Annotated in this window: 19 protein-coding genes; 8 read left to right on the forward strand and 11 right to left on the reverse strand. The window is 38.2% G+C overall.

The annotated features are described in order from the left end of the window. Position 1: 1 nt before the first annotated feature. Genes rnc through BUR11_RS04025 form a run of 3 tightly spaced genes read right to left on the reverse strand, consistent with a single transcriptional unit; the run spans position 2 to position 2,256 of the window. On the reverse strand, positions 2 to 742 hold the full coding sequence (gene rnc, locus BUR11_RS04015; RefSeq protein WP_074223521.1) for a ribonuclease III: 741 nt from the start codon (positions 740 to 742) through the stop codon (positions 2 to 4). 7 nt (positions 743 to 749) lie between these two features. Continuing rightward, on the reverse strand, positions 750 to 2,000 hold the full coding sequence (gene fabF, locus BUR11_RS04020; protein WP_074223522.1) for a beta-ketoacyl-ACP synthase II: 1,251 nt from the start codon (positions 1,998 to 2,000) through the stop codon (positions 750 to 752). Between the two features lie 19 nt (positions 2,001 to 2,019). After that, the gene (locus tag BUR11_RS04025) at positions 2,020 to 2,256 is read right to left on the reverse strand and encodes an acyl carrier protein (protein ID WP_057940051.1); all 237 of its coding nucleotides are present in this window, start codon (positions 2,254 to 2,256) and stop codon (positions 2,020 to 2,022) included. A gap of 152 nt (positions 2,257 to 2,408) precedes the next feature. Between BUR11_RS04025 and BUR11_RS04030 the strand changes: the two genes are divergently transcribed. Together BUR11_RS04030 and pyk are read left to right on the forward strand one after the other, a co-directional pair. Further along, a complete protein-coding gene (locus BUR11_RS04030) occupies positions 2,409 to 2,837 on the forward strand; it encodes an IPExxxVDY family protein (RefSeq protein WP_074223523.1) in 429 nt (142 codons plus the stop codon). 7 nt (positions 2,838 to 2,844) lie between these two features. Beyond that, complete coding sequence (gene pyk / locus BUR11_RS04035) at positions 2,845 to 4,275, forward strand: pyruvate kinase (protein ID WP_074223524.1); 1,431 nt, start codon at positions 2,845 to 2,847, stop codon at positions 4,273 to 4,275. Between the two features lie 182 nt (positions 4,276 to 4,457). Here pyk and BUR11_RS04040 read toward each other — a convergent pair whose 3' ends face one another. Genes BUR11_RS04040 through BUR11_RS04060 form a run of 5 tightly spaced genes read right to left on the reverse strand, consistent with a single transcriptional unit; the run spans position 4,458 to position 8,211 of the window. Beyond that, the gene (locus BUR11_RS04040) at positions 4,458 to 6,035 is read right to left on the reverse strand and encodes an NFACT RNA binding domain-containing protein (RefSeq protein WP_074223525.1); all 1,578 of its coding nucleotides are present in this window, start codon (positions 6,033 to 6,035) and stop codon (positions 4,458 to 4,460) included. Continuing rightward, positions 6,035 to 6,799: an MBL fold metallo-hydrolase gene (locus BUR11_RS04045; RefSeq protein ID WP_074223526.1), complete on the reverse strand. Its 765-nt coding sequence runs from the start codon at positions 6,797 to 6,799 to the stop codon at positions 6,035 to 6,037. Before BUR11_RS04045 ends, BUR11_RS04040 begins: the two co-directional genes overlap by 1 nt. Continuing rightward, entirely contained in the window at positions 6,796 to 7,074 is a 279-nt protein-coding gene (locus tag BUR11_RS04050) for a hypothetical protein (RefSeq protein WP_074223527.1), read from the reverse strand. Before BUR11_RS04050 ends, BUR11_RS04045 begins: the two co-directional genes overlap by 4 nt. Before the next feature lies 1 nt (position 7,075). Continuing rightward, a complete protein-coding gene (locus BUR11_RS04055; RefSeq protein WP_074223528.1) occupies positions 7,076 to 7,453 on the reverse strand; it encodes a response regulator in 378 nt (125 codons plus the stop codon). After that, positions 7,450 to 8,211, reverse strand: a complete 762-nt coding sequence (locus tag BUR11_RS04060; protein ID WP_074225107.1) for a response regulator — start codon at positions 8,209 to 8,211, stop codon at positions 7,450 to 7,452. Before BUR11_RS04060 ends, BUR11_RS04055 begins: the two co-directional genes overlap by 4 nt. Before the next feature lie 62 nt (positions 8,212 to 8,273). Between BUR11_RS04060 and miaA the strand changes: the two genes are divergently transcribed. Beyond that, positions 8,274 to 9,167: a tRNA (adenosine(37)-N6)-dimethylallyltransferase MiaA gene (gene miaA / locus BUR11_RS04065; protein WP_234982086.1), complete on the forward strand. Its 894-nt coding sequence runs from the start codon at positions 8,274 to 8,276 to the stop codon at positions 9,165 to 9,167. Here the strand turns inward: miaA and BUR11_RS04070 are convergent. Next, the gene (locus BUR11_RS04070; RefSeq protein WP_074223530.1) at positions 9,152 to 9,487 is read right to left on the reverse strand and encodes a hypothetical protein; all 336 of its coding nucleotides are present in this window, start codon (positions 9,485 to 9,487) and stop codon (positions 9,152 to 9,154) included. The genes miaA and BUR11_RS04070 overlap by 16 nt on opposite strands. 1 nt (position 9,488) lies before the next feature. Next, entirely contained in the window at positions 9,489 to 10,463 is a 975-nt protein-coding gene (gene pfkA, locus BUR11_RS04075; protein ID WP_074223531.1) for a 6-phosphofructokinase, read from the reverse strand. Between the two features lie 129 nt (positions 10,464 to 10,592). On the opposite strand from pfkA, the gene BUR11_RS04080 reads away from it, so the two are divergent. Next, positions 10,593 to 11,483, forward strand: coding sequence for an aldo/keto reductase (locus BUR11_RS04080; protein WP_074223532.1), 891 nt, complete (start codon positions 10,593 to 10,595; stop codon positions 11,481 to 11,483). 85 nt (positions 11,484 to 11,568) lie between these two features. Further along, entirely contained in the window at positions 11,569 to 13,755 is a 2,187-nt protein-coding gene (locus BUR11_RS04085; RefSeq protein ID WP_074223533.1) for an acylase, read from the forward strand. 256 nt (positions 13,756 to 14,011) lie between these two features. On the opposite strand, the gene BUR11_RS04090 is transcribed toward BUR11_RS04085, so the two are convergent. Then, a complete protein-coding gene (locus BUR11_RS04090) occupies positions 14,012 to 14,398 on the reverse strand; it encodes a single-stranded DNA-binding protein (RefSeq protein WP_074223534.1) in 387 nt (128 codons plus the stop codon). 264 nt (positions 14,399 to 14,662) lie between these two features. On the opposite strand from BUR11_RS04090, the gene BUR11_RS04095 reads away from it, so the two are divergent. The 3 genes from BUR11_RS04095 to BUR11_RS04105 all read left to right on the forward strand — a co-directional run bounded on the left by BUR11_RS04095 (position 14,663) and on the right by BUR11_RS04105 (position 17,366). Continuing rightward, complete coding sequence (locus BUR11_RS04095; RefSeq protein ID WP_074223535.1) at positions 14,663 to 15,682, forward strand: SAM-dependent methyltransferase; 1,020 nt, start codon at positions 14,663 to 14,665, stop codon at positions 15,680 to 15,682. A 308-nt stretch (positions 15,683 to 15,990) separates the two neighbouring features. Then, entirely contained in the window at positions 15,991 to 16,254 is a 264-nt protein-coding gene (locus BUR11_RS04100; protein ID WP_074223536.1) for a TIGR03643 family protein, read from the forward strand. Further along, positions 16,254 to 17,366, forward strand: coding sequence for an FAD-binding domain-containing protein (locus BUR11_RS04105; protein WP_074223537.1), 1,113 nt, complete (start codon positions 16,254 to 16,256; stop codon positions 17,364 to 17,366). The genes BUR11_RS04100 and BUR11_RS04105 overlap by 1 nt, the downstream gene beginning before the upstream one ends. Positions 17,367 to 17,370 lie beyond the last annotated feature (4 nt).

Here is a 17,370-nt window from a genome sequence, read left to right on the forward strand (position 1 = left end):
TCTAATAAGTAATATTAAGCGAGTCACAAGCATTTTTTGAAGCTTCCTGTTCTGCTTTTTTCTTGGTACTTCCTTTACCTTGGGCTACTTCTTCTCCATCCACCTCTAGTGCAACGATGAATTCTTTGAATCGCTGGTTCCCATGTACATGAAGTACCTTGTATTCGATTGCCTTATTTTCTTTTTGGGACCATTCGATGATTTTACTTTTATAATTGGTGACTGTAGCGATCATTCCCTCCAGGTCAAAATGGAGTAAAATCCTTTTTAGGATAAATTTCTTGGTAAAATGATAACCCTTGTCCAAGAAAACTGCACCCAGGAGGGCTTCTAAAACATCTCCGTAGAGGGATTTATTTCCAATGAACGTGCGGTCCCCAATTTCCAGATTGAGTACTTTTTTTAATCCAATTTTTATTCCGGTAGAATTTAATGATTCTCGGTTAACAAGTTTGGAACGTGTTTCAGTCAAAAAGCCTTCGTCTCTGTAGGGATATTTTTGGAATAAATATTCTGCTACGACTGCTCCTAAAATGGCATCGCCCAAATATTCAAGTCTCTCATTGGAGATTTTGAATCCTTTTTGGGTTTCTTCTGCCAGTCCGGAAGGAGTTAAGGCCAGTTTATACAGCGCAATGTTAAAAGGCCTGCTGCCCAACATCACTTTGATGGAGGCAGCAAGCCTTTTATCTTTTTTGCTAAAGAAGAGAGTGTTGATTCCGAGTCTCTGAAGGATTTTCAAATTCGGTTCAATTATATTTTTTGAAAATGACAGAACAGTTATGACCGCCAAATCCAAAGGTGTTGCTCAACGCGTAATTTATTTCTCTCTTTTGGGCTTTATTGAAAGTTAAATTCAATCCTGGATCAAAACTCTCATCATCCGTAAAGTGATTGATCGTAGGAGGAACTATACCATTTCTTATTGCAAGGATCGATGCGATTGCTTCAATAGCTCCTGCAGCACCTAGCAAATGCCCTGTCATAGATTTTGTACTGCTGATATTAAGTTTGTAAGCATGATCACCAAAAACAGTTCCTATTGCTTTGGTTTCACCTACATCACCTAATGGAGTAGAGGTTCCATGCACATTGATATAATCAATGGCTTCAGGCTCTAAGCCAGCATCTTCAAGGGCCATTTTCATAACCGAACTAGCACCTAATCCTTCTGGATGTGGAGCAGTGATATGGTATGCGTCAGCAGACATACCTCCACCTACTAACTCAGCGTAGATTTTGGCCCCTCTTGCTTTGGCATGTTCGTATTCTTCTAAGATTAAGGCTCCAGCTCCTTCACCTAATACAAATCCATCTCTGTCCTTGTCAAAAGGTCTGGATGCTGTCTCAGGAGAGTCATTTCTTTGTGAAAGTGCTTTCATTGCGTTAAACCCACCGATTCCGGCTTCAGTTACCGCAGCTTCAGATCCTCCACTGATAAAAATGTCAGCTTTGCCTAATCGAATGTAATTAAATGCATCAATAAGCGCATTTGTTGCAGATGCACAAGCAGATACGGTTACAAAGTTTGGTCCTCTGAAACCATATTTAATGGAAATAAATCCTGCGCTGATATCTGCAATCATCTTCGGAATAAAGAATGGATTGAAGCGGGGAGTACCATCACCTTTGGCAAAATCCGTCACTTCATCTTGAAATGTCTTTAATCCTCCGATCCCTGAACCCCAAATTACACCAGCACGAGATTTATCTATGGAATCTAAATCGAAACCTGCATCATTCATGGCCTCTTCTACAGAGATCATTGCGTACTGTGTGAAAGGATCCATCTTTCGGGCCTCTTTTCTGTCAATGAACTGTTCGAGATCAAGATTTTTGACTTCGCAGGCAAATTGAGTTTTGAATAGAGAGGCGTCGAATCTGGTGATCGGTGCAGCACCGCTCACCCCATTAACCAATCCGGTCCAGAATTCTTCTGCCGTATTGCCTATTGGGGTGAGGGCACCAATACCTGTTACAACAACTCTTTTTAAATTCATAAAATGAATTTATGGGTTATTATTTAACGTTAGCCTCAAGATAGGTAACTGCCTGTCCCACCGTACCGATTTGCTCAGCTTGATCATCAGGAATCGAGATATTGAATTCTTTTTCGAACTCCATGATCAATTCTACGGTGTCCAGAGAATCAGCTCCTAGGTCATTGGTGAAGCTTGCTTCTAAAGTCACTTCAGACTCTTCTACGCCAAGTTTGTCAACAATGATGGCTTTTACTTTTTGTGCAATTTCAGACATTTTGTGATCAGTTTAGTTAATAACACTTCGCAAAGAAATATATTTAATACCTAATTGGCAAAGAAAAGATCCAAGTAAATTTTATTATAAATGACTCTTCTGTTAGGTTGCGTTTAAATTTTTAACTTTGTCTCCATCTATTTTCTTCCTAAATGAAGAAGGCAAAATTACTAATTGAACATACATATGATTTTGAGCTTCTTGGCCTACAGTCTCCTGTAAAAGACTATAAAATGGCCTGGCTGATCAATCGTGACCTAGATTTAAACTTGGTCCGGAAAGAAGATCTAGAATTAGAGTTTCTTACCGCTCCGAGTCTGAAAATATCACAATATTTCCTTTCTTTACCACATGGTTACATCCAGCTTTTGAAAAATAAGGCTTTAAATAATGAGCATCAAGTCACCTATCTTATTCCAGAGCTTCGATTTATGGATTATTTCCTTTTGGTACAAGATGATACCTTTCAGACGAGTATTCATACATTTGTAGATCAATTGGCTAAAAATTCATTTGTTCAAAACGTTGTCAAACTGGATATTTCAAAATTAAAATCAAAAGAGAACCTGTTAACTTATTAATATTCCAATGAGCTATACTCAATTTAACAAGACCAAAATTCTTGCAACAATCGGCCCTGCATCAAATAACTATGAGACTATTTCCAGTCTTGCTGCAGCTGGTGCGAATGTTTTTCGTCTAAATTTTTCTCATGGAAGCCACGAAATCCATAAAGAAGTAATTGAAATTATTCGAAAAGTAAATAAAGAAAATAATTTGAACCTGGGTATCCTGCAGGATCTACAAGGGCCTAAAATCAGAGTAGGTGAAGTAGAAAACAACGGAGTAGAAATCAAACCAGGAGAAAAAATAACGATTACCAATGATCCTGTAGTGGGTACGAGTACGTTGGTGAGTACCGTTTATCAAAATTTACCAAACGATGTGGTTACTGGAGATAGAATTTTAATTGATGACGGTAACCTAGAAGTGGTGGTCAATGATACGGATGGTAAAAATGTAAACTGTACAGTGATCCACGGCGGTATTTTGAAATCTAGAAAAGGAATTAACCTGCCAAACACCAAAGTAAGTGCGCCTTCCTTAACAGAGAAAGACATTGAAGATCTTCAGTTTGGTCTATCTCAAGAAGTGGATTGGATTGCTTTGTCTTTCGTTCGCTCTGCAGAAGATATTGACGATTTGAGAGAAAGAATTCAAGCTGCAGGAAAAGTTTGTAAAATCGTTGCAAAAATTGAAAAGCCTGAAGCGCTTGAAAATATTGATTCCATCATCGAAGCTACAGATGCAATCATGGTAGCAAGAGGGGATCTTGGAGTGGAAGTTCCAATGGAAATCGTTCCTCTTTGGCAAAAGAAAATTGTTGAGAAATGTAAATTGGCCTGCAAGCCAGTAATCATTGCTACCCAAATGATGGAGAGCATGATTGTGAACCCAAGACCTACAAGGGCTGAAACCAATGACGTCGCCAATGCAGTGCTGGATGGTGCTGATGCAGTGATGCTTTCTGCTGAGACTGCTTCTGGAAAATACCCAGTCAATGCAGTGAAGGCCATGAGTAGTATCATCGGATATCTCGAGGCAAATGCTGAGATCTACCATAACCTGTATAAGATTCCGGAGGATGATGAGACATTCCTAAGTAATAATTTAATTTTGATGGCTTCCAGACTTTCCCGTAATGTGAAAGCAAAAGCAATTGTGGGGATTACATCTTCTGGATTCACAGGATTCCGAATTGCTTCCCACAGACCATTAGCCAATATCTTTGTGTTCACTAGCAAAAAATCCCTGATCACCCAAATGTCTTTAGTATGGGGAGTAAGAGCTTATTATTACGACAAGGTCGTTTCTACGGATGCTACTTTTGAAGACATAGAAAATATTTTGAAAGAAGATGATCACGTGAATACTGATGACATCATCATCAATACGGCAAGTATGCCTTTGAAGGTGGAAGGTAGAACCAACATGTTGAAAATACACGTGGTGCGTTAATCTAAATGAAATTATAATTCTTAAAGCCCTCCTTGTGAGGGCTTTTTTTGTCCATATTGAATCGCTTGCTTTCTAAAATTCAAATCTGATATTACACCATTCATCCCTTTAAGAATAAGAAAAGAGGTGGGTTTGAACTATCATTAATTGTAGCTGTATAGGTTCAAAAAGGAACATCCATATTAAGGAGTTGAAATTTCATCGTCAGGGCCTTTTGGGCTGACCATGATTACTTTTTCACGATCCACTTTGACGGAGCCCGCAGGAGATCCCTTAACTTTTCGGACATATTTAGCTTCTGTATAAATCACTGGAGCCAAGGATTCATTTTTGTGCTTTGAATAGAATGCAGCCAGTTCGGCTGCTCTTTCCAAAACACCATTTGGAATGGCTGAATGGCCTTTCATTTTGACCACTACATGTGAACCGGGTACCAGCCTAGCATGCAACCAAATATCGTCTTTATGCACAAAGCCTCTGAGCATTTCGTCATTGTCTTTGGATGATTTACCCACCCATACCGGAAAGCCTTCCACTTCGAATGATTTAAAAGGAAGGGAAGTGGTGGATTTAAGTAAAGATTTTTCGGGCACGTCCAGCTTTTTGAATGCTTTTAACCCTTTGAATTCATGGATTTGCTCCAGTTTGGAAATTTGATCTAAAAGTTCTGTCTTTAAGGCTTCTTTATTTTTGATGGTTTTTTCAATCTGCTGCCATTCCAATTTTCTGTTTTTATTCTTTCTATACAGTTGGGCTGCATAATCTTGTGGTTTCTGCTGAGGTTTTAACTTCACTTTGACCATTTTACCGGAGTAAAAGTCCATCAACTCCACCTCTTGTTTATCAGAGGAAAACTCATGGAGATTTGCCATAATGACATCTGCCAATTGAGAGGGAGGGGGCGAGTTTTTTAACTCATCAAGTTTGGCAGAGGCCTTAGTTAGATAGGAATTGGTTTTTTTGAGTTGATCATTGAGCTTCTTCAATAGCTCATTTTTCTCCTTTTCAAAATTACCTTTAACGATCGCTAGATAAAAAAGCTGATTGACAGCTTCAATGGGATCTGAGTAAAGGTATAATGGGTTTTCTTCAGGCAATAAACTCAGGTGTACTCCATCGGAATTTTCCACCAAAGCAAAAAGGGGGGCTTCTAGGATATCAATGATTTCTTCCATCAAAATCCATTTTTTGTCAAGGTCAGCCTCGGGATATCCTCGTTCTTTGAGCCAAGCTCTGGCGATTTTCCCGAGCGTAGGTAAAAACTGAGATGCATTTCCGTTTAACTCATCAAACCTTGATCTGCTTAGGTCTTGGTGAACAGGCAGGCTTTTCCAGTCCAATATTTTATCTTCCTGAATCTCATTTCTGAAAACCTTGGTAGGTAATTCCTCTTGATCTTCATAATAGATCACATTACTCCGGTTTGCATGAAGCTTAAATAGCAACAGTTTACCGGAAGTAAGATTCAAGATAAAAGAACGTTCAAAATCCAATACTTCACAGGAAAGGATGGTTTCTTCCAATAGTTCAGGAAAGAGATTGATGCTGTTCCTTTTAGCTCTACGGAATTGATCCGGAAAGCTGAGGTAAATCTGTGGAGTTTTCAGGTGGGCTCTGATCCAACATTCTCCTTTTTCACCAAGCGTTTCAATAATTAGCTCATCCTTACTTTGGGAAAAGCAGGACACAATTTTTTGACCTTGAAATCGCTGGTTGAGTGCAGGGCAAAGGAATTTAAGAAAATGATAATTCAGGTGCATTAGGGCAAAGTTACCTCAAGACCATCGTAGGCCAAAGCAATTCCCGGAGGTAAATCTTTTTCTACTTCACTATGTAAGCCCAGTTTATGTGAAATATGGGTGAAATAAGTTTTTTCTGCCCCTAGTTCTTTCGCCATTTCTATAGCTTCATTTAAAGTGAAATGTGAAATATGTGACTCTTTCTGAAGCGCATTGAGAACAATGACTTTACTTCCTTTAATAAGTTCTTTGGACTCGTCTGGAATGAAATTGGTGTCCGTGATATAAGTAAAGTCCCCAATTCTAAATCCCAATACTGGAAGTTTATAATGTAATACTGGAATAGGAGTGATGGTATGACCTTGAATAGTAAAAGGCTGGTCGGTTATTTCAACAGGTTCAATTTGAGGAACTCCAGGGTATTTTTTGCTCGAAAACACATAGGCAAATTCTCTTTTGATTTGCTCTAAGACGGGTTTCCTTGCAAAAATGGGCATGTCTTTCTTTTGCGCAAAATTGAAAGGACGGATGTCATCCAAACCAGCAGTATGATCTTTATGCTCATGGGTGAATAATACGGCGTCCAAGTGATTAATTCCTGCAGATAAGATTTGACTCCTGAAATCTGGACCCGTATCTACGACCAGACTTAGATCTCCTAAATCAAAATAGATGGATGAACGGAATCTTTTGTTCCGAAAATCCAATGAATTGCAAACTTCACAAGTACAGCCAATGACAGGGACACCCTGTGAAGTTCCTGTACCTAAGAAAATAGCTTTCAAAATTTTAATGTGGTTTGCCTTAATTCACGAAGGAAATCTTGATTGCTTTTCTCTGAAAAGTCTTTGGGATTGAAATCAAGTTCTGCAATGATGTCTATCAATGCATTGATTTTACCTTCTATTGGGAAATATTTATTGATGATGACGATTTTGGTATCTCTAAGCACACAATATCCAGATTTGAAGTTGCCTTTTTCATAGCGAAGCACGTAATCAGATGCTGCAAAAAGGTTTTCTAGTTTATCCAGGTAATGTTTGGTGTACTTGACAGCCATTTTAATTCAAATGTTTTTTTACAGTTGCAAGAACTTTGTCGAAGTCCAGGGGTTTTTGAATGAAATCATCAAATCCGAATTTGCGTAATTCATCCATGGTGTAATTATGGACATTGCCTGATATCGCAATGATTGGGATTTTGGATTTTTTTTCATCCTCCAACTTTCTGATTTCTTGTGTACACAAAGCACCATCCATGACAGGCATACTAATATCCATCAGTATTAAATCAAAATCTTCCTTGTCCAGCATGTCCAACACCTGCTTGCCATTTCTGGCAGCTTTCATTTGGTAATTTTCAAAAGCAAGAACACTTTTCGTCAAATTAATAATCACCGAACTGTCTTCTCCGACAAGGATTTTTTTTGTATCGCTCATGACTCAAAAATAGTTTCTTCATTTAAATATTCTCTGAAAATAAGAATTTCATTTTGCAACTGTTGAAGAATTTTTTTTGTTTCTCCCCAATTTGAATTTTTAGCGAGCAATTCTCCCTTTTGCGAAAGCTTGAAAATCTTATTAGCACCCAGAGTTCCGCTGTTACCTTTGATGATATGTAGGTGATCTTCAATAGCTTGTAAATCACTTGTGGAAAAGGAATTTTGAGACTCTTCTACCAATTTTTCACATTCATTCAAAAAGTCCAAGTATACATTTTTTATAATCTCAGTGCTATTATATTTCATGAGCTGCTTTACCACTTTGACATCTAGGACAAGATCAGAAAGTGTTTCAGCAATCGGTTCGTCTTTAGTATTTGAAGGGGATGGGTTACGGTTTAAGGCATCTTTAATACTTTCTATGAATTCTCTAGGCCGGATTGGTTTTACAATGAAATCATCAAATCCTTGATCTAGAAAATTGTTTTTGTCTTCTAATTCCGCGAATGCAGTCACGGCTATGATTGGACTTTCAGAAAGTTTTGAAACTTTAATTTGTTTCATAGCTGTCATTCCGTCCATTTGAGGCATTTGGATATCCATCAAAATCAAATCAAAATTTTCGACTTTAAGAATGTCTAAAGCTTCTAAACCATTTTTCACACTTTTAAAACAACATAATTGCCCGATGAGATTCTCAAAAAGTTTACGATTGAGGTCATTATCATCAACAATAAGTACCCTTTTGCTTTTCATTTGGTAAGTTTGGATTTTAGATTTCCGCCTAAGCAAAGAAACCATTGGCAACACAAAATTATTTGATACTCATAGTTGGCCCCACTGCAGTTGGAAAAACTGAATTATGCCTAAATCTAGCCAAAAAATTTAATTCAGAAATCATCTCCTGCGATAGCCGTCAATTTTATAAAGAAACAAATTTGGGGACTGCTAAACCTTCTAAAAATGAATTAGAACAAGTTCCCCATCATTTTATAAATAGCCTTTCTGTGGAAACATCCTACGATGTCAAAATGTTTGAAAAGGACGCAATCAATTTGATAGAAAAACTGTTTTTCAAACATCAATTTTTGATTCTGACAGGAGGTTCAGGACTTTTCGCAGATGCGGTGATCAATGGCTTGGATGAAATGCCAGAGATCGATCCTGAATTTAGGAAGGAAGTTATCGCGGAGTTTGAAGAGAAAGGGTTGGAGTTTTTACAAAATGAAGTTGAAAAAAACGATCCGGAATATTTTCAACAAGTGGATATCAATAATCCTCAGCGATTGATGAGAGCAATTGAGGTATTTCGTGGGACAGGTAAACCCTTCAGTACTTTTCGGGTAAAGAAAAAGGCAGAACGAAACTTCAAAACCATTAAAATTGGTCTTACTAGAGACAGGGAAGAGTTGTATAAGCGAATTGATGACCGAATGGACCTAATGATTGAAGCAGGGTTATTCGAGGAGGCAGCAAGCTTATTTGATAAAAGACATTTAAATGCCTTACAGACAGTTGGCTATTCAGAGATCTTCGGATTTTTAGAAGGGAAATATGACAAAGAAGAAGCGATTCGTCTTCTGAAAAGAAATTCTAGAAGATATGCCAAAAGGCAATTGACATGGTTTCGAAGAGATTCTGAAATCACCTGGTTTCATCCATCCGAGGAGTCAAACATCATTTCTTATATCAATTCTCAAATAGCAGAATAGCCTGAGATTTTGGCAACCCAATTATAGGGTGCTTTTTTAATCAGCTGGTTGTATTGAAGCTTGTTGATTTTGAGTGCTTTAATTTGTTCTAAAGTTTTCTTTGGAATTTTTTTATCAGCGTGAACTTCCTTCCATTTTTTGGATATGAGTTCCGGGTCGGCAATTTCGCCAAGAAAAATATCTAATTCCGGATGGTTGATGCCCAATTTTGAAGAAATTTCCCGTTGAAGATTTACCTTTCTTTGCAAGGTAGTGCGGACAGTAAGAAAAAATAGGAGGCAAGCGCCTCCCAAAGTCAAGAAGATCGGAATGAACCCCATATTAGATACTTAAAATTTCCATCAATTTAAGATGCTCATTACTTAACGGCTTTTCTTTTCCGATGCAATCAGCAAAAGGGGTATAAACTATTTGCTGGTTCATCACGCCTGCCATGCAGTTCATTTTTCCGGCAATCAATCCTTCCACAGCTGCCATCCCGCATAAGCTTCCTAATACTCGGTCCCTGGCTGTAGGGCTACCTCCACGTTGGATATGGCCCAAAGTAGTTACTTTAAAATCTTTATTTTCGTCTTTGATGCGTTCTTTTACTTTGTTCATAATGACCTCTGCATTGCCTTCCTCATCACCTTCAGCAACCACCACGATACTGGAAGTTTTGCTTTTTCGAAGGTTTTTCATGCTTTTGACCACTTTGTTTAGATCTGTTTTGGTTTCAGGAACCATCACGAATTCTGCTCCACCACCTATTCCACAATCTACTGCTATAAATCCAGCATCTCTTCCCATTACTTCTATAAAAAAGATTCGGTCGTGTGCCGCTGCTGTATCACGAATCTTATCAATAGCTTCTAAAGCGGTATTGACTGCAGTATCAAAACCGATGGTATAATCTGTTCCATAAAGGTCATTATCGATCGTGCCTGGGCAACCTACCGTTGGTATCCCGTATTCTTCCTGAAATATTTTGGCACCTGTAAAAGTCCCGTCTCCACCAATGGCAACAATGCCTTCTATTCCATTGGCTACCAAGTTTTCATAGGCTTGCTTTCGGCCTTCGGGAGTTTTAAACTCCATGGATCTGGCAGATTTTAAAATTGTTCCACCTCGTTGAATAATATTGCTAACGGAATGAGAATACATCTTTTTGATATCACCCTCGATCATTCCTTCATATCCTCGATATATTCCGTACACATCCAGTCCCTTGTAAATTGCTGTTCTGACAACTGCTCTAACACAGGCATTCATACCAGGACTATCTCCACCAGAAGTAAAAACTGCGATCTTTTTCATTTTAATAGGTTTAAGGTTTCAAAAATAGGGATTAATGAAGGAATATTTAAAAAGGTTGATTTTAAAAGCAGAAAAAAATAGGCTTTATTACAAAACAAGATATTTAGGTTAAAAACAGGTTAATTTTTTATGAAAATGATCAAGCTTTCTTCTTCTGAGGTTCAAATTTCTTCAATTGGTTTAGGTTGCATGTCTCTTCCTGAAGATGATGGGTTGAGCCAAAAAATAATAGATGCAGCTATTTCAGGGGGAATCAATCTTTTAGACACTGCCGATTTATACCAGAAGGGGCTCAATGAAGAAATGGTGGGTAAGGCTATGAAGGGCAAAAGAAATCAAGTGGTTTTGGCCACCAAAGTCGGAAATCAATTGCGTCCCGATGGGAATGGCTGGGATTGGAACCCGAGGAAATCCTACATTTTGGAAGCAGTTGAAAGAAGTTTGAAAAGGCTACAAACTGATTTTATAGATCTTTACCAGTTGCATGGAGGTACGATTGATGACCCTTGGGAAGAAACTTTGGAAGCGTTTGAACTACTAAAAGAACAGGGGAAAATACGTGAGTTCGGTATTTCTTCCATCCGCCCCAATGTGATTCGAAAGGTATTGTCAGACGCAACGCCTGCTACCATCATGATGCAATATTCTCCGTTGGATAGGAGGCCTGAGGAAGCTGCTTTTTCTTTAATTTCTACAACTGAAACGAAGGTGTTGGTACGAGGTAGTTTTGCCAAAGGGATCCTTATCAGCAAGCCTGCAGGGGAATATTTGGATAGGTCGGCAGAAGAAGTAGAAGAAATGAAAGAGTTTATCCATGATTCTGGGTTTTCTCCGGAAGCCTTTTTAATCAGATTTGGACTGATGCCGGCTGCAGTAGGTTCTTTGATCATAGGGGCAAGTTCCGTGGAGCAAGTTCAAAAAATGTTGAAAGGGTATGAAGAAAGTTTGTCTATTCCAGAAAGGATAATTTCTGATTTTAAAGAAAATTTTAGTCCAAATTATTATCAGCAGCATCGATAAAAATTGAGTTGCCCACTGAAAACAAATAGTTTATTTTCGGCAACATGGATAGCTTTCCGTCAAACCACCCAAAATTAAAACACAGATGAAGTTTAGATTACTCTATTTGGCATTACCACTATTGGTAGTTGCCTGCCAACCCAAAGAACTGACAGAGCATGAACGCTGGGAGTCCACGGCCGAAAAAGTGGAAATTATCCGAGATGATTTTGGAGTTCCCCATATTTATGGAGAAACCGATGCTGATGCAGTATTTGGAATGCTATATGCACAGTGTGAGGACGATTTTAGAAGGGTGGAAAGAAATTATGTCTGGGCTACTGGAAGGTTGGCGGAGTTAGAAGGAGAGCAAGCAATTTATTCAGATTTGCGGGCGAATTTATACATGACGGAAGCTGAAGCCATAGCAGCATATGAAGCTGCCCCCGATTGGCTAAAGGAATTATGCATTGCCTTTGCTGATGGAGTGAATTATTATTTAGCAACACATCCAGAAGTCATTCCTCAAGTGATTACTCATTATGAGCCATGGATGCCAATGTTTTTCTCCGAGGGTTCCATAGGTGGAGATATCGAGCAGATTCCTACCCGAAGAATAGCTGCTTTTTATGGGGATGATCAATCCTTGGCTTTGAATGAATTCGGGAGTGGTTTGGACCCGATTGATTTAACCGAAGAACCTAAAGGTTCCAATGGATTTGCAATTTCCGGAGAACTGACTGAATCTGGAAATGCCATGTTATTAATCAACCCGCATACCTCTTTTTACTTTAGACCAGAAATTCATGTGGTCAGTGAAGAAGGCTTAAATGCTTATGGAGCGGTAACCTGGGGGCAGTTTTTTGTATATCAAGGTTTTAACGAGAAAACCGGATGGATGCATACTTCCACTGGCGTTGACTTCATTGATGAATTTGTGGAAGATGTGAGTGAAACTGAGGGGAAATTGACCTATAAGTATGGAGAGGAAACTAAGAATGTATCTGAGCTACCCATCACATTGAAGTATAAAGAGGGAAATGAATTAAAGGAAAAATCATTTACCATGTACCGTACCCATCATGGTCCGGTAACCCATAAACTGGATGATCAATGGGTGGTGACCAAAATCAATTGGGATCCCGTGAATGCTTTGACTCAGAGCTTTACACGAACCAAGTTGAATAACCATGCTGAGTTCAAGGAGATGATGAATATTCGAACCAACTCCTCCAATAATACGGTCTTTGCCGATGCGGAAGGGAATATTGCCTATTTCCATGGGAATTTTATTCCTAAACGAAATGAAGAGTTTGATTTCTCAAAGCCAGTAGATGGCTCTGATCCCAAAACAGATTGGTTGGGATTACATACCGTAGATGAAAGTATTGTGATCTTGAATCCGGCGAATGGATGGATTCAAAATTGTAATTCGACTCCATTTACGGCGGCAGCAGAATATAGTCCTAAGAAAGAGGATTATCCTGCCTATATGGCTCCAGAATCGGAAAATTATAGAGGAGTGCATGCAGTCAAAGTATTAAGTGATGCCAAAGATCTGACTATTGATAAACTCATTGAGTTGGCCTATGATCCCTATTTGCCGGCATTTGAAAAATTGATTCCTATGCTATTGAAAGCGTATGATCAAAAAGGAATTGCTGACCCTGAATTGACGGAACCTATGAAAGTTTTAGAGGATTGGGACTATCGAACTAGCAAAGAATCTGTGGCGATGTCCCTTGCTCATTTCTTTGGAATGAATTTCATGCGAAACCATGGAAACATCAATAATTTGCTGGAATTCAATGAGGGTAGGGGGACAGTGCCATCTCCCAATGCTACTGAATTGATAGCAACGTTTAAGACTACTTTGGAGCAAATGAATGCTGATTTTGGAACCTGGAATACTCCATGGTCCGAAATCAATAGATTTCAGCGCTTAACCGGTGATATAGATTTGAAATTTGATGATAATAAACCTTATGTACCGGTTGGTTTGGCTTCAGGTACTTGGGGAGCATTAGCTGCATTTGGAGCTAGATCTACTCCAGAAACCAAGCGCTTGTATGGGTATAGAGGAAATAGTTTTGTGGCAGTGGTAGAATTTGGAGAGAAAGTGAAGGCCAAGTCCATGTTGGCAGGAGGGCAGAGTTCTGATCCGAATTCTCCTCATTTTGATGACCAAGCCCAGCGATATGCTGATGTGGAATTTAAAGAGGTAGCTTTTTATCGAGAAGATATTGAGGCCAGAGCGGAGGAGACTTATCAGCCGGGGAAAAGAGGTTTATAGTAGGAACTGGTAAGTAGGAAGTATGGTAGAACTACTGTTGAAATAGGCTCACCCCCTGTGGCGGATCGCAAAATAAATCAAGATAGCCTTTCAGGCAGACATTATTGAAGATAAGGCTAAAGCCTAGATATTTCGCCTTAGGCGTATTTCAGGAGCGAAGCGACTTTATCTCGCCGCAGGCATATCTTTAGATAAAATCAAAAAAACCGGGAAAGATATTCTTTACCCGGTTTTTAGTTTAAAACAGAAGTCAATTTTAGAATGGCAAATCATCTTCTGTCTCTTCTGAATTGCCGGAAACACTTGATTTTTTATCCCCCATCAACAAAATATTTTGGACGATCACCTCGGTCACATATCGCTTGTTGCCTTCCTTGTCTTCATAGGAGCGATTACTGAGTTTGCCTTCGATGGCGATCTCTGAACCCTTATCAGTATACTTGTCCAATAGTTCTGCTTGCTTTCCCCAGGCAACTAAGTTGTGCCAGGTGGTTTCTTCCACTCGTTCCCCTTTTTGGTTTTTGTAGTATTCATTGGTAGCTAGGAATACCTTTCCGATGGTTTTGTTTCCATCTAGATTTTTGATTTCTACTTTGGATCCTAGACGTCCGATCAACTGTACTCTGTTTCTTAGCGTGTTCATAATGTGTATTGTTTTGTGTGAAAAATTGATTTGTGATTTCGCTAGAGGAAAATCGATAAGCCAAAGTTGGAGGATGGCAGGGAGCGTAGTCGGGAGTTAGTCGTTTGTATCCGTTTGTAGTCGTTTGTTGTCGGATAATCAGGTTTTAGAGACTATATGGGCTGATTATTTAATCAAAAAAGTTTAGTAGGTTTAGTGGGTAAAAAAAAGCTCCTTACATAAAATCGTGAGATAAATTTTTTAAAAAAATACCAATTCCTATCCATGGACATACAAAAAGAAATAATACGAATTACTTCAGAATATTTTGAAGACAATCTTGATTACCACAAATTATCTATTGCTTCAAAAGAATATAAACTCTTATTAAATAAGATTTGTGGGCGAAATATAGATATTGAAAAAGGAAGGGATGATATTGGCTTTGATAATGGATGGGCCTTAGGAACTTTTTGGGCGGCTCTTTGTCTTGATGATTTGATTAGAACCAGACAATTTATTCGAGGAATAAATAAAGCCATTCAGGAAAAAATTAAAAAGCAAAAGTCTCTTCATATTCTATATGCTGGGACTGGGCCATTTGCAACACTTATTCTTCCTATAATTTTTAGGTATTCAAAACAAAAAATTAAATACACATTTTTAGAAATAAATCCATTAAGTTTTGAAATTCTTCAAGGTGTAATTTCAAAATTAGGATTGAAAGATTATAACATAAAATTAGAAAGGGAAGACGCGACAAAATATCAAATAGATTTTAATGATAAACCTGATATAATCATCAGTGAAACTATGCAAAATGCTTTAGCAAAGGAACAGCAGGTTTCAATCTTTTTAAATTTGATGAATCAGGTTAATGAGGGTACAATCTTTATTCCTGAAAAAATTGAACTATCTATCGGTCTTAAAAAAGCAGGCATTTCCGAAGAAGAAACTCAAATTAAGCATTATCAAAAAGAGGAAAAAATATTTGATCTGAGTAAAGAAGCAATGTTCCATTTAAACCCGATAGAAAGTAAGTTGAATGGAGAAATTTTATTTGATAAGAGACAAACCACTTTGGATGAAAAAAGATTTAGGGGTTTTTCTCAACTCTTAATCCTTACTGAAATACAAGTGTATAAGGATGAAAAAATAGGGATTAATAAAAGCGGCTTAACTACTCCAAAAATAATTAAAGATATTCCGAGCGATTTAAAAGGATCTATTATAATTAATACACAATATAAAATTTCTGCTCAACCAGAACTTGAGTACATCATAACTTTGCCTAACCCTAGGTAAAAATTAAAAACCAAGAGATGAATAATTGTGCATATGGTATAAGTGATTTTTGAATGTCTTACAACTATTTCAATTTACAATAGTCTTAACCATTGCTATTTTTGGAGGCTCTTGGTCCAAAATTTCTTCCCGATTTGATATGTACTTTAGTCTATCCTAAAAAACTCAAGTCCGCTCTTTTTTGAAGAATTTGCGCCGATAATTTTAATATCCTTTCAAACATTTTTCAGGCCGATCAGCTTTATCTAAGTAGAAATTAATTCAAAGGAAATAGGTCTTTCCAATTCCAATTTGAAGAAGAATTTTATATGACCGATAGAGAATTAGATCGAATTATAGAAATGGCTTGGGAGGATAGAACTCCCTTTGAAGCCATCGAATCCCAATTTGGACTTTCCGAGTCTCAGGTAATCAAACTCATGAGAAGAGAATTGAAAGAAAGTTCTTTTAAAATGTGGAGGAAGCGGGTGAATAGTGGGGTTAGCCAAAAACATTTGAAAAAAAGAAGTGAGGAAATCACCCGGTTTAAATGTTCCAGACAAAGAAGTATCTCCCTAAATAAGATTACCTAGTGCACTCTTTTCCAACCAAATTAACAGCTATTGAGCAACGGATTCAGGAAATTGAACCTGTAAAATATGCGTCCACCCGAAATTTCAAAGATGGAGCAGTCACCCGCTTGAGCCCTTACATTTCCAGAGGAGTAATTTCCACGAAACAGGTACTGGATCATATTTATTCCCTTCAACTTCCATCTTCTCAAACAGAGAAATTGATACAAGAATTAGCCTGGAGGGATTATTGGCAGCAAATCTGGATCTCTAAAAGAGAGGTGATTTTCCAGGACTTAAAACAGATTCAAACACCCGTGTCAAATTGGAAAATCCCACAAACCGTTATTCAGGCAAAAACCGGTATAGAGGCTGTGGACCAAGCTATCCTCGAATTGTATGAAACCGGTTACATGCATAATCATATGCGAATGTATGTGGCTTCTATTTGTTGCAATATTGCCCAATCTCATTGGCTGGAACCTGCCCGTTGGCTATACAGTCATTTGTTGGATGGGGATTTGGCAAGTAACCATTTAAGTTGGCAATGGGTGGCGGGATCAAATTCCAGTAAGAAATACTACGCAAATCAGTCTAATATCAATAAGTACTTCCAAAGTGATCAGGAAGGAACTTTCTTGGATGTGGACTATGCGGATTTTGAGGGTTTGAAAATTCCTTCTATTCTTAAAGATACCGTGCCTTTTAAAGCAGAATTCAAGTTACCAGAGGTGGGAAATCCTCCATTAGATTCTTCATCCGCCACCTTGGTCTATAATTATTACAATTTGGATCCTTATTGGTATCAGGGAGAGAATGTCCAGCGAGTTCTCCTTTTGGAACCTTCCTTTTTCGGAAAATACCCTATCCAACAAAAATGCTTGGACTTTGCCTTGGGACTCAGTCATAACATTTCGGGAATACAGGTGTTCGTAGGGGAATATGCAGACTTGATGAAACTTGTAGAGCCTAAAAACCTGATTTTCAAAGAACATCCAACCAACTTGCATTACCAAGGAAAAGAAGAACCAAGAGATTGGATGAGTTCTGTTAAAGGATATTATCCTTCCTTTTTTGCCTTCTGGAAGAGATGCAAGAAGGAATTTTCCCGAAACGCTGATTTTGTGAAGTAATAGC

Origin of the sequence: Algoriphagus halophilus, from assembly GCF_900129785.1 — a bacterium.
Lineage (GTDB): Bacteria > Bacteroidota > Bacteroidia > Cytophagales > Cyclobacteriaceae > Algoriphagus > Algoriphagus halophilus.

Bases quoted from the DNA above. Each gene is read 5' to 3' on its own strand.
- BUR11_RS04100 (WP_074223536.1), top strand. From the start codon at position 15,991: ATGACCGATAGAGAATTAGATCGAATTATAGAAATGGCTTGGGAGGAT.
- BUR11_RS04025 (WP_057940051.1), bottom strand. From the start codon at position 2,256: ATGTCTGAAATTGCACAAAAAGTAAAAGCCATCATTGTTGACAAACTT.
- BUR11_RS04070 (WP_074223530.1), bottom strand. From the start codon at position 9,487: ATGGGGTTCATTCCGATCTTCTTGACTTTGGGAGGCGCTTGCCTCCTA.
- fabF (WP_074223522.1), bottom strand. From the start codon at position 2,000: ATGAATTTAAAAAGAGTTGTTGTAACAGGTATTGGTGCCCTCACCCCA.
- BUR11_RS04055 (WP_074223528.1), bottom strand. From the start codon at position 7,453: ATGAGCGATACAAAAAAAATCCTTGTCGGAGAAGACAGTTCGGTGATT.
- BUR11_RS04040 (WP_074223525.1), bottom strand. From the start codon at position 6,035: ATGCACCTGAATTATCATTTTCTTAAATTCCTTTGCCCTGCACTCAAC.
- BUR11_RS04060 (WP_074225107.1), bottom strand. From the start codon at position 8,211: ATGAAAAGCAAAAGGGTACTTATTGTTGATGATAATGACCTCAATCGT.
- BUR11_RS04090 (WP_074223534.1), bottom strand. From the start codon at position 14,398: ATGAACACGCTAAGAAACAGAGTACAGTTGATCGGACGTCTAGGATCC.
- BUR11_RS04030 (WP_074223523.1), top strand. From the start codon at position 2,409: ATGAAGAAGGCAAAATTACTAATTGAACATACATATGATTTTGAGCTT.
- BUR11_RS04080 (WP_074223532.1), top strand. From the start codon at position 10,593: ATGAAAATGATCAAGCTTTCTTCTTCTGAGGTTCAAATTTCTTCAATT.
- pfkA (WP_074223531.1), bottom strand. From the start codon at position 10,463: ATGAAAAAGATCGCAGTTTTTACTTCTGGTGGAGATAGTCCTGGTATG.
- BUR11_RS04050 (WP_074223527.1), bottom strand. From the start codon at position 7,074: ATGGCTGTCAAGTACACCAAACATTACCTGGATAAACTAGAAAACCTT.
- BUR11_RS04085 (WP_074223533.1), top strand. From the start codon at position 11,569: ATGAAGTTTAGATTACTCTATTTGGCATTACCACTATTGGTAGTTGCC.
- BUR11_RS04095 (WP_074223535.1), top strand. From the start codon at position 14,663: ATGGACATACAAAAAGAAATAATACGAATTACTTCAGAATATTTTGAA.
- pyk (WP_074223524.1), top strand. From the start codon at position 2,845: ATGAGCTATACTCAATTTAACAAGACCAAAATTCTTGCAACAATCGGC.